The 17,113-nt window shown below is 43.8% G+C and carries 10 protein-coding genes, 1 tRNA gene and 1 pseudogene; 2 read left to right on the forward strand and 10 right to left on the reverse strand.

Annotated features, from left to right (window positions below):
- Nucleotides 1-104 precede the first annotated feature (104 nt).
- Genes H729_RS08930 through gyrB form a run of 3 tightly spaced genes read right to left on the reverse strand, consistent with a single transcriptional unit; the run spans nt 105 to nt 5,748 of the window.
- Nucleotides 105-1,286 (reverse strand): Cdc6/Cdc18 family protein, encoded by a 1,182-nt coding sequence (locus H729_RS08930; protein WP_020449683.1) that lies wholly within the window; start codon nt 1,284-1,286, stop codon nt 105-107.
- A 19-nt stretch (nt 1,287-1,305) separates the two neighbouring features.
- Nucleotides 1,306-3,834 carry a DNA gyrase subunit A gene (gene gyrA / locus H729_RS08935; RefSeq protein WP_020449684.1) on the reverse strand — a complete coding sequence of 843 codons (2,529 nt, stop codon included), beginning with the start codon at nt 3,832-3,834 and terminating at the stop codon, nt 1,306-1,308.
- Nucleotides 3,835-3,846: 12 nt separating this feature from the next.
- Nucleotides 3,847-5,748, reverse strand: a complete 1,902-nt coding sequence (gyrB, locus tag H729_RS08940) for a DNA topoisomerase (ATP-hydrolyzing) subunit B (protein WP_048134113.1) — start codon at nt 5,746-5,748, stop codon at nt 3,847-3,849.
- A gap of 225 nt (nt 5,749-5,973) precedes the next feature.
- On the opposite strand from gyrB, the gene thiC reads away from it, so the two are divergent.
- Nucleotides 5,974-7,248 carry a phosphomethylpyrimidine synthase ThiC gene (gene thiC / locus H729_RS08945; protein ID WP_020449686.1) on the forward strand — a complete coding sequence of 425 codons (1,275 nt, stop codon included), beginning with the start codon at nt 5,974-5,976 and terminating at the stop codon, nt 7,246-7,248.
- Here the strand turns inward: thiC and H729_RS08950 are convergent.
- The 5 genes and pseudogenes from H729_RS08950 to H729_RS08970 form a co-directional block, all read right to left on the reverse strand.
- Complete coding sequence (locus H729_RS08950; RefSeq protein WP_020449687.1) at nt 7,231-7,611, reverse strand: fluoride efflux transporter FluC; 381 nt, start codon at nt 7,609-7,611, stop codon at nt 7,231-7,233. The genes thiC and H729_RS08950 overlap by 18 nt on opposite strands.
- The gene (gene crcB, locus H729_RS08955) at nt 7,608-7,994 is read right to left on the reverse strand and encodes a fluoride efflux transporter CrcB (protein ID WP_048134117.1); all 387 of its coding nucleotides are present in this window, start codon (nt 7,992-7,994) and stop codon (nt 7,608-7,610) included. The genes H729_RS08950 and crcB overlap by 4 nt, the downstream gene beginning before the upstream one ends.
- 78 nt (nt 7,995-8,072) lie before the next feature.
- Nucleotides 8,073-8,168, reverse strand: a tRNA-Thr gene (locus H729_RS08960).
- 240 nt (nt 8,169-8,408) lie between these two features.
- A pseudogene (locus H729_RS08965) lies at nt 8,409-9,245 on the reverse strand (PDDEXK nuclease domain-containing protein); the annotation flags it as partial.
- A 208-nt stretch (nt 9,246-9,453) separates the two neighbouring features.
- On the reverse strand, nt 9,454-10,140 hold the full coding sequence (locus tag H729_RS08970; protein ID WP_020449690.1) for a nitroreductase family protein: 687 nt from the start codon (nt 10,138-10,140) through the stop codon (nt 9,454-9,456).
- Nucleotides 10,141-10,360: 220 nt separating this feature from the next.
- Here H729_RS08970 and H729_RS08975 point away from each other — a divergent pair, with 220 nt between their 5' ends.
- On the forward strand, nt 10,361-11,152 hold the full coding sequence (locus H729_RS08975; protein WP_020449691.1) for a DNA-3-methyladenine glycosylase family protein: 792 nt from the start codon (nt 10,361-10,363) through the stop codon (nt 11,150-11,152).
- Here the strand turns inward: H729_RS08975 and H729_RS08980 are convergent.
- A complete protein-coding gene (locus H729_RS08980; protein ID WP_020449692.1) occupies nt 11,149-11,535 on the reverse strand; it encodes a transcriptional regulator in 387 nt (128 codons plus the stop codon). The two genes, H729_RS08975 and H729_RS08980, sit on opposite strands and share 4 nt — an antisense overlap.
- A gap of 50 nt (nt 11,536-11,585) precedes the next feature.
- Nucleotides 11,586-16,961: an ATP-dependent helicase gene (locus tag H729_RS08985; protein WP_020449693.1), complete on the reverse strand. Its 5,376-nt coding sequence runs from the start codon at nt 16,959-16,961 to the stop codon at nt 11,586-11,588.
- Between the last annotated feature and the right edge of the window lie 152 nt (nt 16,962-17,113).

The raw sequence follows: 17,113 nt of genomic DNA on the forward strand, positions 1-17,113 counted from the left end.
TCCAATTATATTTTCTTTCAGTTTTTTAATTATATGAAAGACAATACATTTAGAATGCAGGATATCAAAATAAAAAAGTAATCAATCAATAAAGGAGTTTTTCTTCAGATGGTTAGATTGAATTCTTTTTCAATAATATACCTCAATTCGCCGATCGGGAAATCAGAAATGTATATGCATGTCGTCCGTCCCCCGGAACCGTTTGGATCAGTAATCACCTTCTGCTCTATCCAGCCGTCCTTGGCCAGATCCTTGAGGTATTTCCAGAAAGTGGTGGTTCCCTTAGCTGCAGTTTTACATTCTTCCGATGCGATTTTGTAAGCATTTTCTGTGGCAATGGAAGTAGTGTAAGCACTCCTGCCTATTGATCTGCAGATTGAAAGCAGCACCAATTTATGATTATAATCCATTTTAGAAAGTTTTGTTTCGTAGCTTCCATCGCTGCAGGTCATATTCTTAGCTTCGCGGACGCACTCGGGAGTAACTCCAGATAATCTCCTCTCTTCAGCAATGAGCGCTGAGGTTTCTAAAAGTTCCATTGCAAATCTGGCATCACCCCAGTCTGCAGAAGATTCTGCGATCAGATCGATGCATTCCTCTTCCACTGTTCCCGGGTAAAATGCCAGATCAATTCTTGAAAGCACAATGTCACGCAGCTCTGCTGCATCGTATCGCTCAAAACTTACAATGTTTGCTTTACAAAACGTAGACAATGCAGATTTATCCAGCTGATCAAGAAGATATCTCTGAGAGATCAAAATTAATGACAATGAATAATCCTGGCAGAACTCCTCATTGAATCTTGTAAGGACATAAATTAAATCGTCTGCACCTCTGCGCAGAATCTCATCTGCTTCATCAAGCACGATGATCATGTGCAGTTTTCTCTCTTCCAGGCTTCTTCGGATGGAGCGCAGGAATTCTTCAGGAGCCAGCCCTCTGTCTGGACAGCCGGGATTGAAAAAAGAATTTATGGCATGGAGAACAGCATGTTCGCTGCGTTTCTCCCTGCAGTTTATCAAAAGGGAAGTTATGTTGATGCCGGCGAGAGTGCCTTCGCTTGTAATATTCTGGCAGAAGCGTTTGGCAGTTACAGTCTTGCCTGTACCAACGCTGCCGAGAAGCAGCGCGGTTCTTCTGACCCCGTGCAGTACAGGCTTAAAGATTGTCTGCAGACGCTGCAGCTGAGCCTCTCTGTGGACTAGAACCTCAGGAACGTAATCAAATGACAACTTGCCGTAATCCTTGATTATTTTCTCGCCCTGATATTTTGGATTGCCAGCCATCAATTTACCTCATGGAAGCTCATTCTTCATCAGAGTTGTCTACGGGCATAAAGCTCAGATCCTCATGGGATTCAAGCTCTGCCACCATAGCCTCGTCTTCAGTTCCTATCAGCCTGGCAGCTGCAGTGACCTTGTCATCCTCACTCAGATTCATGATTTTCACTCCCTGAGTAGAGCGGCCCATGGTACGGATTTCTGAAGCCGGTACGCGTATGACCATACCCTGCTGTGTCGTGATGATCAGCTGGTTATCGTCTGAGATGGGCTTTGCAGAAACAACGTGCCCGTTGCGGTCTGTCATTTTTATCGTGACGACTCCTTTGCTGCCGCGGTGGGTTTTACGATAGTCTCTGACCATGGAGATCTTTCCGAACCCGTTCTCTGTGATGCTGAGCAGCTTGTCTGTAGGAGTTACCACGGCCATGCTGACAACTTCATCACCGGGATTTAGTGTGATTCCCTTGACGCCTATTGCCTGTCTTCCGACAGTTCTTACTTCAGAGATATCGAATCTTGAAGCCTGGCCGTCACGAGTGGCCAGAATAATCTCCGACCCCTGTTTGCCCAGTTTTGTATCGACAAGAGAGTCTCCCTCTTCAAGACTGATGGCAATGATACCATTGGACCTGATATTGCGGTAGTTCTCAAGCTTGGTTCTCTTGATGAGACCTTTCTTTGTAGCAAAGATGAGGTCGTAATCGTCATCGAAATTGTCAAGCGGAAGGTTATCCTCGATTTTTTCTCCTTCTTCAAGTTTCGGCAGGAGATTGACTATAGCCTTTCCTTTTGAATGTCTTCCTGCAATCGGGATGCGGTGAGCCTTGAGGACGTAAACTCTGCCTCTGTCTGTAAAGAACAGAATGTAGCTGTGAGTCATTGTCACAAACAGGTCTACAACGGCATCTTCCTCTTTGGTCTCCATACCCATAAGGCCCTGTCCGCCGCGGTGCTGCTGCTTGTATGTACTCAGAGGCAGTCTCTTTATGTAGCCGTCATTAGAGATCATGATGACTACTTCCTCATTTGGAATCAGATCTTCGATGTCAAGGTCTCCGTTGTCAATCACGATCTGGGTTTTACGCTCGTCCCCGTATTCTTCCTTCATCTCAAGGATTTCGGATTTAATTATATCAAAAACCTTATGTTCATCGCCGAGAATGGCCTGAAGGTTCTGTATTTTAATCTGAAGGGCATCGAATTCGGCTCTCAGATCATCGATTTCCAGACCCGTAAGGGATCTCAGTCTCATATCCAGGATAGCTTTGGCCTGAATTTCATCAATTTCGAAGCGTGCCATAAGGCCCTGCTTTGCACTTTCTCCATCCTCTGCTTCCCTGATGATTGCGATGGCATCATCAATTGCATCCACAGCCTTGATTAAAGCCTGCAGAATGTGATCCCTGGCCAGTGCCTGTTTTAAATCATACTGAGTTCTCTTTGTGACTATCTCCTTGCGGTGTTCGAGATACACAGAGAGCATATCTTTCAAAGTCAGGATTTTCGGTTCATTGTTTACTAATGCTAAATTAATAATTCCGAATGTCACTTCCATCTGTGTATGTGTAAATAACTGATTGAGAATTACTTCTTCCATTACGTCTTTTCTCAGCTCAATTACAATACGCATTCCGTCCCTGTCGCTCTCATCCCTCAGATCTGTTATTCCCTCGATTTTTTTATCTTTTACAAGATCTGCAATGTTCTCGATCAGATTGGACTTGTTGACCTGGTAGGGGATCTCTGAAACGATGATACGCTTCTTTCCGCCTTCCATTTCTTCGATAGAGGTGTTTGCTCTGACTTTGATGCGGCCTTTTCCAGTGGAATATGCTTCGATGATTCCGTTTGTACCATAGACTGTTCCGCCTGTAGGAAAATCAGGACCTGGGATATATGTCATCAAGTCAATCGTGTCTGCGGACGGATCATCAATCAAATGTACCAGGGCATCGCAAACTTCCTTCAGATTATGAGGCGGAATATTGGTGGCCATTCCCACAGCAATACCGGAAGATCCGTTAACCAGAAGACTGGGGATCTTGGAAGGCAGTACTGCAGGTTCTTTTAGAGATGCATCGAAATTATCAACAAAATCAACTGTGTCTTTGTCAATATCGTGAAGCATCTCTTCTGCAATCTTATTGAGACGGCATTCGGTGTAACGCATAGCAGCCGCGGAGTCTCCGTCAATGCTGCCGAAGTTACCATGACCTTCAATCATCGGGTATCTGAGAGAGAAGTCCTGCGCCATACGCACCAGGGCATCATACACGGCTAAATCTCCATGCGGATGGTACTTACCCAGACAGTCTCCCACAATCCTGGCGCATTTTTTGTGAGGTTTGTTGGAGAATACACCAAGATCATGCATGGAATAGATGATTCTTCTGTGTACAGGTTTCAGACCATCTCTGGCATCAGGAAGAGCTCTTCCTACAATGACACTCATTGCGTAGTCGATGTAGGACTTTTTCATCTCTGCTTCAATGGGACATTTGAATTCTTTGGAAGTATTTTCTGCAGCGTTGTTTTCTATTTCATCAGACATTCACAGACCTCCTCAGATATCCAGATTCGCAACCTCGGTTGCATGAGACATGATAAACTCTCTGCGGGGTTCTACCTGGTCTCCCATTAAAATCGTAAAGAGCTCGTCTGCTCTCACGGCATCTTCAATACTGACCTTTTTCAACAATCTAACACTTGGATCCATTGTCGTTTCCCAAAGCTGTGCGGGATTCATCTCTCCGAGACCCTTGTATCTCTGGACAGCGAAACCCTTTCCAAATTCTTCCATAAGCTTTTCCAGCTCTTTCTCATTATACGCATACGAGATCTTGTTGCCCTTGGAAACTTTATACAAAGGCGGCATAGCCAGATAGACGTGGCCGTCATCGATCAGCGGCTTCATGTATCTGTAAAACAGAGTTAAGAGAAGCGTACTGATGTGAGCGCCGTCTACATCGGCATCGGTCATGATGATGACTTTTCCGTATCGTATCTTTTCCAGATCAAACTCCTGACCGACACCGACACCGATGGCAGTGATCAGGCTTCTGATTTCTATATTTTTCAGAATCTTGTCGATTCTTGATTTTTCCACATTGAGGATTTTACCTTTCAAAGGCAGAATCGCCTGGAACTTACGATCCCTTCCCTGCTTGGCGCTGCCTCCTGCAGAATCTCCTTCCACAATGAACAGTTCGCACTTCGAGGGATCTTTTTCAGAACAATCCGCCAGTTTACCGGGCAGTCCGCCCCCGTCCAGAATTCCTTTTCTTCTGGTAAGTTCCCTTGCCTTTCTGGCTGCCTCTCTCGCCTGGAAGGCTAAGATAGAACGCTTCACGCAGGCCTCGGCCACTTTCGGGTTCTCTTCAAGAAATGTTGCCAGAGTTGAATAGACACAGGAATCCACAAGTCCCCTTACTTCGCTGTTTCCCAGTTTAGTCTTGGTCTGTCCTTCAAACTGTGGTTCTGGAATCTTAACGCTGATGATCGCGGTCAAACCTTCCCTGACATCTTCTCCAGAAAGGTTGCTCTCATTATCCTTGACCAGCTTGTTCTTTCTTGCATAGTCGTTCAAGGATCTGGTAAGTGCAGTGCGGAATCCCATCAGGTGGGTTCCGCCTTCGATCGTGTTGATGTTATTGACATATGAATAAACACTCTCAGAATACGCATCAGTATACTGCATGGCGATTTCCAGTATCATATCGTCCTTTTCACAAGACAGATAGATCGGATTGTCATGCATCGGAGTTTTGCCTCTGTTTAAATGCTTGACGAATTCAACAATTCCGCCTTCAGCATAAAACACATTATCTCTCTGATGTTCCTCCCTCAGATCTTTAAATGTGATCTTAACTCCGCGGTTCAGGTACGCTAAATCCTGAAAATGGTTGGCTAAAATCTCACTGTCAAAATCAAGTGTATCAAAAATATCGGGATCGGGCCTGAAATGCTGCTGGGTACCAGTCTCAGAAGTTTCTCCTATCACTTTCAACGGGAGAACTACCTCTCCGCGCTCACATTTCATAACATGAATGTGTCCTTCCCTCTTAACAGTCGTTTCAAGGTACTCAGAAAGAGCGTTAACCACTGACAGACCTACACCGTGAAGCCCTCCTGATACTTTGTAGCTCTTGCGGTCGAATTTACCTCCCGCATGCAATACTGTTGCAACCAGCTCTACCGCCGACTTTCCGTACTTGTGATTGATTCCGGTAGGAATACCTCTGCCGTTATCAGACACAGTTACGCTGCTGTCTGCATTTATTGTAATACTGATGTCTGTACAGAAACCTGCCATTGCTTCATCAATACTGTTGTCAACAACCTCATAAATCAGATGATGTAGTCCTCGGATATCTGTGGATCCGATATACATACCGGGTCGTTTTCGAACTGCTTGTAAACCTTCCAAAACCTGGATTTGGTCCGCACCGTAATCATTTTCAACCATGATTAAACCTCTGACGCGTCGAACATCGATTCGTTCGCCAGCAACTTAGCAGAATTATGCATCCCTGCCGCTATTCTGACCTCTTCCCTAATGGCTTCCTAATACTAATACGTATCTCAATATTATATGCTGGATATGGCATTTTAAGGTGTATTATACTCGAAAATCGAGGCCTTTTTCTGATTATACCAAAACCTCATTTATCTGAGTGCAATTTAGATTACTATGGGCTCCATGGTTGGACTGAAAAATAGGCTTGAACCCGAGATAAAAAATGTAGCACAGACCGAAGGCGTTACGGAAGAGTTTGTAGCACGCGGCGTAGAGGCCGGCAGGATAGTAATCCCACGCAATCCAATCCATTCACCAAAAGCCTGCGGAATCGGAGAAGGACTTTCAGTAAAGGTCAACGTCAATGTAGGCACCTCCAGAGACCGCGTTGAGGTAGAAGAAGAGATGGAAAAGGTCCAGATCTCACTAAAATACGGAGCCGATGCTTTGATGGATCTCAGTACAGGCGGCGACATAGACAGCATAAGAAAAAGAATACTGTCTGAATGCACTATTCCTGTAGGGACTGTTCCCATATATCAGACGGGAATCAGACTGGCAAGGAAAGGAGCTGTCGTTGACATGACTGAAGACGACATCTTCAACGGGATAATCCAGCATGCAAAGGACGGAGTGGATTTTATGACCGTCCACTGCGGGATAACCAAAGAGCTTGTGGACCGCCTTAAACGGTCCCCGAGGGTCACAGGCGTAGTTTCCAGAGGGGGATCATTCTTAGTTGCCTGGATACTTCACAATGAGATGGAAAATCCTCTCTACAAAAACTTCGACTACCTCCTGGAACTGGCGAAGGAGTATGAATTCACATTATCACTGGGAGACGGGATCAGGCCTGGATCGACAAATGATGCTACTGACGGCCCCCAGATCAATGAACTGATAAACCTTGGAGAGCTGGTTCACCGCTGCAGAGACGCCGGCGTACAGGCAATGGTTGAGGGGCCGGGACATGTTCCAATGAACCAGATTGAAGCTAATGTCAGGCTTGAAAAGAGGATTTGTGACCACGCTCCATTCTATGTACTGGGACCATTAGTGACGGATATTGCACCTGGGTATGATCATATTGTAGGAGCGATCGGAGGCGCATATGCTGCCTGGAAAGGAGCAGACTTCCTATGTTATGTAACACCTGCAGAACATCTGTCCCTTCCTACCCCTGAAGATGTGAAGGAAGGCCTGATAGCAAGCAAAATAGCCGCCCATGCAGCAGATTTGGCGTTAGGCAGAGGAGGAGACCGCGACCTTAGAATGTCGCAGGCAAGAAAAGATCTCAATTGGGGAGCTATGTACGAAGAGGCAATAGACGAAGAAAAAGCAAGGGCATACCGTTCCAGAGGAATCACTAACGAGGATGAGGGATGCTCCATGTGCGGGGATGTCTGCGCAATAAAAATTGTAAATGAGTACTTAAAGAACAGATCTTGATTTATAAGATCCGATTTTGAGTCCAGCCATAACAAACATAAGACCAATAGCCAGTGTTAAAAACACATACACAACGAGCACTGCGTCTATTGTCTTTATCTGCAGAACTATTTCATAAATAAACGTACTAAATGTAGAAAGCCCGCCCATTAAACCAACTGATAAAAATGCACTTTGGCTGCCAGTGATTTTACTTTTAGAGATCAAGCCGGCTAGAATTCCAACGAAAAAGGAAGCGGTCATATTGGCAATAAAAACAGGCAGGGACAGAAGGCTTTCAGAAGGAATGAGCATAACCAGCAGTTCCCGTATCACTGCACCGAATCCGCCTCCCAGAAAAACCAGAAGAATGTCGTACTTCAAGCAAATCCCCCTGCTGAAAATACTCCGATACATGCTGCTATGATGCCGGCAGCAACTGAACCAAGCCAGTAAATTATTGCTGCAGACTTATTCTTTTTAAACAACTGGGCTGTTTCCAATTCATACGTGCTGAATGTAGTATATCCTCCAAGAAGGCCTGTTATCAAAAATAAATTTAATAATTGATAATTATTATATAATACTAAAGTAGAAATGACACCTATGAGAAATGATCCAGATATGTTTATGATAAATGTTCCAATCGGGAATATGTGATTGGTTTTCTTTAAGACCGCTGTAGAAATGGACCATCTTAAAACTGCACCTATGCCTCCTCCGATAAAAACGATGAGAAGAAGTACCAGATTGTCCAGCTGGATCATTGATGATGTATCATGAACCAACTATAATAAGCTTCAGAGAAGACACGATCCATATTCAAAAAGTAAAGACAAAAAAAGAGCCACTGGAGGGGTTCGAACCCTCGGCCTGCGGTTTACGAAACCGCCGCTCCTTAACGGTCTTTTTTTAAAAGACTACCGCTGAGCTACAGTGGCACTGAAATAAGGCAAGGCTCCATTGGTTTATATGTTTTTGGTATAGCCATTTACATTGTTTTGAGTGGTGGACACAGATTATGATATTTTGCATACCCTGGACAATCATCGCGTCCCAATTTTGATAAGAAAGATGCAAGGCGATCTATGCTTAATACGCGTTCCATTCATCCTGAGCATATAATGTGAAAGAGCGCATCTGAATGAATTATACGGCAGATGATTGTATCAAAGCTGCATTTATTCAGTAACTCTAACATCAAGTGCCCTGTGCTCTGCCTCAATCTCTTGTTTCAATTCCTCTTCTGTAGGAAGGTAGAGTTTATACTTAGACGTGAAAATCTGTGTATTGCCTTCCGGTAAAGTGTATTTTACCACCGCGTCACTTTTATCTGAACAAAGTACAATTCCAATAGGTGGATTGTCACCTTCATTCATCAGTTCGCGTGTGTAATAGTTGACATACATCTGCATTTGTCCAATATCCTGATGCGTCAAGTCTCCAGTTTTTAAATCTATTAAAACAAAACATTTTAGAACATAATTATAAAAAACTAAGTCTATGTGAAAATGTCTACCATCAAAGTTGATATGTTTCTGTCGCGCGACAAAAGAAAAACCGCGTCCAAGTTCAAGAAGGAATTTTTGCATATGGTCAATAAGGGCCTGCTCAATATCCGACTCATAAAAACTTGCAGCTTGCTCTAAACCGAGAAATTCAAGCACATACGGATCTCGGATTATATCTTCCGGCGTTTTTTTAGGTTCACGCTTTTCAGTGTCGGTCAGTCCAGCCCTGTTGCCATGGCTTGCAAGCAATCTTTCATACGAAAATGTGTTAATCTGCCTCTCCAACTGACGAGTGCTCCAATTTGATTTTACACATTCATCAATATAGAACTGCCTTGCAGATTCATTTTCAACACGCATAAGCAAACGATAATGAGACCAGCTTAATTCGCGACACAGTGCGTCTCGATTTGGAAATGTAAGGTAAAATTGTCGCATTTTTCTAAGATTGGTTTCATCAAACCCCTTTCCGAAGTCAGCAATCATTCGTGCTGATAATTCCTTTAGTTAGTATCACAAAAAACGCAAAATTACAACGTTTTCATGCCTCCAAGGTCCTGTCATAATTGGTCTCAAATTGAAAACAATTACAAAAGCTAACAACCACCCAAACTTAGAGAAAGCACAAGCAAACTTGAAGTTAGCAAGTATGCACTACACCTAATAATGCGTACTAAATCAACCCGATAAAAGAAAAGTTTTGATTATTAATTTGTTAAATCCATTCAAAATTATCTCTTCCAGCACCAACCTCAAAATGATATTTTCCAATGCCCAAGTCGATTCCCGAAAAATGTCCGCTGTCACAAGTTATGGAGACCTTGTTCCCGCTGCCCTTAACTGTAAATGCCATCTTGTTCAGTGCGGTAGGGGCATATAGCAACGCTTCAACACCCTCAGCAAACCACCTAGGAGTTTCACCTTCGTAACTACTAATTTGATCGGCAGTTTTCATCTTGTGCTGAACTCCGTTAGTTTGGCCATAACCAATGGCGATAATGCCGTTTATTCTAACAGACTTATTTTCAAGATTGCTTTTCGCACCGTTTGGGTTGAACATACCGCCAACCCACCAACTATTAAGCCCCAGTGTTTGAGCATACAACATGATATCTGCACCATAATAGCCAAGCTTCTCGTCAAGGTCTGCACGGTCAGGTCCTGCAAGAACGATGTAGTTGTTTACGCCTTTTGCTAGAAGCAGTTTTGCGATGCTAGAAAGACCGTCAGATTTTCCTGTTATAAGTTTTATATTAAGGTCATTTGCCTTGTTGGTTTCTTCTAATCTTGCGTCTAAAAGCTGAACTAAATCTGAAGGAATCGCTTTGTCAGTATATTTTCGTACCATGTGTCGTTCTTTGATTGCTTCTTTGATTGTCATCTCAACAATTTCATTTTTCATTCTCGCATTCCTCCAACTTAAGTCATGGTTTTTAATCTTGAATGTGCGTCATTTAATAATAAGTTAACGACCAGCATAAGAGTCAACATCTCAGAGCTAAAACCAATTAATGCAGCAGAGTGACTGCAATTCAAAGATCTGAAGACATTATACATTCGCATAGAATATCTCTTATAAAAACAGCCACTTATGATTAATACTTGCAAAATAATTTAGGTTCATGAAAGCAGATGTGAATGTAGAATACACACTCAACAATGGTCAGGCCTTTCGATGGAAAAAGGTAGGAGAGGAATGGAGGGGAGTGTGTCGGGACAAAATAATTTACATCTGCCAGAAAGATGATGAGATCTCATTCAGAGGAGCACCAGAAGAATTTATCTGCAACTATCTGAGGCTTGATGACGACTTAGACAAAATCTATGACAGCATATGCAAAGACGATCAGGTGGCAGCTGCTGTAGAAAGATTCAGAGGCATGCGGATTTTGAGACAGGACTTGTGGGAGTGCTCTGCATCATACATGCTTGCTACAAACGCCACAGTGCCGAGAATAAAATCCATGATCGAAACAGTATGCCGCAAATGCGGACAGGAACTTGAAGAGGATTTATTTGCATTTCCTCTACCTGAAGAGATTGCTTCACAGGATCTGTCAAAATGCGGACTCGGTTTCAGGGCTGAAAGACTGAAAAAATACGCTGAGAGTGTTTATTCAGGAGAGTTTGATCTGGAAGAACTGAAAAATATGAACTATGAAGATTCTGTCCAGAAACTGATGACTGTGTATGGAATAGGTCCAAAGGTCGCAGACTGTGTTGCTTTATTCTCATTGGGACATCTGCAGGCCTGCCCTATTGACGCAAGAATAAGTCATGTCATGGAAGATAAATATGGTATCAAAGGAAGCTACGCAAAGGTCGGCTCCTATGCAAGAGATCACTTCGGACCGTATGCCGGCTATGCTCAGGAATACTTCTATATCGGCATGAGCCCTGAATATAAGATTTAATCATCGATATGGCAGCAGTCTGGACATACGCAGTCTGGCGCTTTCAGACCTGTATGCACTTCATAGATCGATACTAGCATTCCGCTTTTTTTGATTATTTCGCAGATCCTGCATGTTTCGGTAACTATGTCTGAACCATCAACGATTCTCTGAGCGGATATGGTAATTTCATTTTTGAATTCATCATATCTGCCGCTGGCCTCAAGCTCTTTGTTGCTGCCTCTTTTTGATTTTAGATACTGTGAAACAGCTGCATCAGTAACACCAAACTTACGGGCTACTTCTGCCTGAATCATGCCATGTTTGTCAACCAATTCTCGAGCTAATTCTCTTCGTATGGCAGGAAGCACATACCAAACAATTAGTTCACATGGAATCTTCATGACCCTGAAGCTGATTGGGCGATATTAAACGTTTCGTACAAATGTATACTTTATACAGTTCCTGGATTTGTTTTCTCATAGAATGAAAGAATGTCCCAGTCATCTTCGGAATCGGTGGTGCGCTTGCACACGATCCCGTTAGACCGGGCATATCTTTCCAAGATGAGTTCTGCTTCCCGAGAGCCGAGAAAGTCTTCGACAGACATTTCATCTTTGGAGTTGACTCTGCCGCGGAAAGATCCTGCCAGTCTAGAGCCGTCCATTATAACGGAGTAAGTAGCTCCTCCTCTCAGTTTTTTAATCCAATCTGAGAGATATGTATGCAGATTGTCGTCCGGTGTTATGACCACCTCGCCTTTGAAATTTGCAGCTCCATAGCTCTCCAGTTCAGACTTCATGATCCAGTACATCGTGTCTGTACCATCTACTAAGAATCCTTTCACAAGGAAATCTTCATCCTCCAGTTCTGCAAGGATCTGCCGGATGTCTCTCATCGGCATGCGGAATCTCAGGAAACGAGAGAGGTTTTCTGCGCTAAACAGGCCGTAGTTCTCAAAGAAGTGGATGATTATTGATTTTCTTGCGTCATGAACATCCATGCCTGAATCTGGGATAATTCTGAAACGCTTATTCTGATCAGTATAGATGATTGCTCCAGAAGTCAGAGATTTCAGCGCCTCCTGGGTGGCATCTTTGCTTAGCGGAGAATTGTTTAAGATCGTACCTTTAAACATTGGTTTTCCGCTTTCAATCATCTTCAGAATTAGTTTCATATCAGGAGTAATCTCACGGTTCTTTGCAGCCCTGCAGAGACTGGCAAATTCCAGAGATGTGTACGTAATGTAATCAGGAATCGCCTGAACCTTGACTACAAAACCCATGTCAAACATGCTTTTCAAAGGAATCCTGTTGCGGCATCTGATTGAAGTTGAAGCATCAGAACGCAGACCTCCCTGAACCTTGATGGCATCTGCTACATTCTGGAAGCGTTTGCCTAATCCCTGCTTTGTGAACACTAAGGAAAGGGCTGAATCGAAGGAACAGCGGGTAGGGACCAAATTCCCTTTTGCAAACATGTCGCCGACTTCAATCCATCCTTTTGATGAAAAGATGTCCCGTACCTCCTGCGGAGAGTTGGAAGGGGTATTTCCCATAACTTCTCTCATTCTGATGACATCATATCCTTCCATCTTATGATACTGCATGAGAACATCTAACGCATCAAGAACAGAGGGAATGTTTTCAACAGTATCTACATCCAGCTCACGGATTTCGATGACACCGCTCATATTCCATTTTTCTGCCCCGCCGATCAGGGTTCCATCGCGGATAATCGGGTAAATCCATCTGTCTCCGAACCTGGAAGCAACTGCAGCCCAGATTGATTGAACACTTGGATCATAGAGAGACACGACTTTGCATCCCTGCGGCTGGGTACTTGCTTTTCCAAGATTCTCGAGTTCATCGCGGAAGACAAACATTTCTTCCCGCCCTTCCCCGACTGAGACTGATTCCACGTCCAGATCTTTAATGACATTCATGATCTGTTCGTTTGTAAACTGCGTTGCAGTTGAAATCATATAGACAGAAATGGGACCATAGGACCGGATGTACTGCTCAACGATATCTCTGACAGGATCGCCATCGAATTCCGGTGCGTCATACCTGATGTATGTGTTCTCGGATGCACGCTCTTCTCTTTCCTCAAACCTGCGTACAACATACATATTGCGGTCAAGGTGGTCGATGGATTCCTTGATCTCATCTTTGCTTCTGTCAGGCATAATCGCAGAGATCTGCCTCAGTGACGCTCCATCACCCATAGCAGAGGAGATTATTTCCAAAACTCTGGTATCCAGTGCATTCAGTTTATCTCTGCGGTATGCTGATACATAAGGAGGAGCATCTTCTGAAAGTATATACCTTACACGCCCCCGCATAAACCTGCCCAGAAGAATTTTTCCAGACTTTCTCAATTCTTCCCAGTCTTTCATGCTGAAGTTGTTTACACGGTAAAATGCATCTAACGGTGAGCCGAGTGTAACATTCGCTTTGAATAATTCCTCAATCGTATCAAAAGGCCCGTCCTGCTTATTTCTGCGGTGTGCCTCCACGTTTGAATAATCATATGCCTGCAGGTTATCCGTCTTCAATCTCAGATAATCTTTCTTAAGCATATATTGATTATTTTCAGAAACTAAATATTTACCTTCTCTCACCAGTTCTCTGTGCATCATGCCTTTCAAGGCAGTCTGCACCTCCTTAGAAGAGAGGCTTAATGCAAATGCAATATCCTCTACATCCGCAGGAGCGTAGCAGTTCAGATAATTCAGGATTGCTGTATCAATGGACTCTTCTCTTGACGGCAGAGAAAGCTCTTCCTGCTTGAGATAGGTCCACTTCCCATTCTGATATGCTGTACGCTTCACCAAGCCGCATACTTCAAGCTTTCTCAGAGACTGCGCAATCTTCTCTCTAGGAACTTCCAGCGATGATACCAGCTCAGGAATCATATGCTCTTCATCGAGAGACTCAAGGACTTTGTTGTCAAGCTCGTTCAGCGTTCTTTGCGAGGACAACGCAGACAGGTATACAGGAAGATCTTTAGAAGTTACGAAATAAACATCATCAAGGAAAATAGTGGAGATCTTTCCGTCTTCCAGCAGCTCCCTGGTCCATTCATCTATGTCTTCCCGGTTGGCAAGACAGAAAGGATACACATTTCTTCCTTTTTCCTTGAATACCCTTACGGGCTGAATTCTGGATATGAGACTGAACAGTTCCTGCTTGGTTGAGGCAGTGCCTGTTTTCTGACGGAAGTAAGGTACTACCTGATCTTCCTTGAACTCGAATTCTGATATATCCACTCCAAGCACTTTGGTCAGAACTTTACGGTGCAGTTCCCTCAGGAGAGCTCCGCGGTCCTCCATCAGAACCATGTCTGAAATTCCTGCCAGGACAGCGTTGTGTGCAAACGGAGACGGAGAAGAATTATAGTCAATAGTATGAACCTTCATCTCTCCGCTTTCAATGTTATGGAGAATCAGTTTTGCATTGTTTATGTCCATAACATCTTCCATGATTTCTCTGTAAGTTTCATCAATTACCGGAACGCCGTCAATGCTGCGCAGAGCATCTAAAAGATAAGAAGAACGTATCTGCTGCCTTCCCACGGATACTTCTTTTCCTTTATAATTACGAAGAATCATGAAACTGCGGGATGCTGTATGCCTGAATCTCTGCTTAAACAGCTCAGAATCTTTGATGGCACGCATAAGGGTGTCTTCCAGAGCGCTCTCTTTCAGCAGATCTTTCACTACTGCAAGATTGATTCTTTCCGGAGAAGAGATCATAAATGTATCGTCAGTAACAGATACTGAGACGTTGCAGTTCATTTCTCTGGTTATGACGAATGCATACGCTCTAGAAAGAGCATCGTTGACTCTTCTTCCGAAAGGAAAGTGGAAGACCATGCTGTATTTTCCAGAAGGATCAACGTAACCTTCAATGATCAAATCTTTATCATCCGGAATATATCCGCAGCTGCCTTTTTGTTCATTAAAGTATGAAATAATAGACTGAGCTGACCCGGCATCTACACCGAACGACATCAGCCATTCCATATTGTCATCTCTGTCAATGCGTTCAGCCATTTCCCTGCGGAATTTAGCAACCCCCATTGAAAGATCGAATGAACGGGGAAGCATCTCTCCACTCCAAGACGGGACGGTGGGTTTGCGGCCTCCGGCATCCCTGACAAAGACTTTCATTCCCTTTGAACGCACATATTCATACGGTTTTCCGCCGAGAACGAAAACATCACCGGACGAAAGCCTCTCTACGAACTTTTCCGAAAGGTCCCCAATCATGCCGCCTTTTTCAGTAAACACCTTGTAATTTGCTTCCTCAGGAATCGTTCCTAAATTCAGGAAGTAAATCATCCTGGAACCTGATCTTCTGCCGAAGATGTTTTCTTCCTCATCATACCAAATTTTAGGATAAACGCCTTCAAAGGCATCTTTGCTGCCGAGGTAACGAAGCACTTCCAGAAAAGTTTCCTTTTTGAGATTTCTGAAACAATATGACCTGCGGACCAGTTCCAAAGCCTCATCGACTTCCCATCTTTTCTCAAGAGACATTCCGACAACGCTTTGAGAAAGTACATCCAGACAGTTTTCAGAGATTGAGACTCTGTCAATATGCTTATCATGGGCAGCACGGCAGAGAACCGCGCATTCCACAAGATCGTCCTTCTCAAAGACAAGTATTCTGCCTTTGGAAGTAAGCCCGTGGCCGTGACCGCTCCTGCCAATACGCTGTAAGCCTTTGGCAACTGACTTGGGAGAACCAATCTGCACCACCAGATCAACAAACCCTATGTCAATCCCAAGTTCCAGAGATGTTGAAGAAACAACACACTTCAGCTCCCCGTTCTTCAGACGTTCTTCAACGTCAAGCCTGGTCTCTTTGGCTAATGAACCATGATGCGCCTCAACGCTCTCCAGTCCGCGCTCCCTCAGTTTGTAGACGATATTTTCAGTACCGGAACGAGTGTTTGTAAAGACAATTGTGGTTCTGTGCTCATTTATCATCTCGCTCAGGCGGTCATACATCTTGGCATTGACCACCTCATAAGGCAGAGCTGTCATGTCCTCCGTTGGGCATATGACCTGTATATCCAGATCCCTCTGTCTCATAATTTCCACAATGTTGAAGTCTCTGGGAGCTCCGTTTTCATAACCGCACAGATATTCAGCCACCTCATTGATCGGTGCCAGTGTTGCAGACAATCCGACTCTCACAAACGGTTTGCTGCAGATGTCCTGAAGCCGTTCCAAGGTGAGAGATAAAAAGACCCCGCGCTTAGAATCACATACTTCGTGAATCTCATCCAGGATTACATATTCTACACCGGAGAGCTTCTCCCTGAACTTTGGAGCAGCCAGTATCAAAGCAAGACTTTCAGGAGTAGTTATCAGAATATGCGGAGGCTTCCGCAGCATTTTCTGTCTTTCGGACTGAGATGTGTCTCCAGTCCTCACCCCTACACGGATGTTGGGAAACTCAGTTCCGAGTCTTTCAGCCGTTTCCCTCATCTCTCTCAAGGGTTCTTCAAGATTTTTGTCAATATCATTTGCCAGAGCCTTTAACGGAGAGATGTAAACCGCATAAACCCTGTCTTCCAGCTTCCCTTCTTTGGAGTATTTAAAAAGCTCATTGATAATTGACGTGAAAGCTGTAAGAGTCTTGCCGGACCCTGTCGGTGAAGACACTAAAACATTTTTACGCTGGTGTATTAAAGGCACAGCGTAAGACTGCGGCTCTGTAAAATCTTCAAACCTGTTGGTAAACCACTCTGCAATCAGAGGATCCAACATGGACAGGATCTGCTTTTTAGAATAACGTTTGACTGTTTTACTTTTCATATACTAGCTCCAATGAGACACGAATCGTGGCCCATTTTCGTTTTGTGTATTATAACGTTTTGTACCAGTTTTCAAAATCTATATTCTTCAAATGCAACCGCAGATCAATGAAATATATGGATAATACTATAAATTATAATAATATTCAGCAG

It is taken from the genome of Candidatus Methanomassiliicoccus intestinalis Issoire-Mx1, from assembly GCF_000404225.1.
GTDB classification, from domain to species: Archaea; Thermoplasmatota; Thermoplasmata; order Methanomassiliicoccales; family Methanomassiliicoccaceae; genus Methanomassiliicoccus_A; species Methanomassiliicoccus_A intestinalis.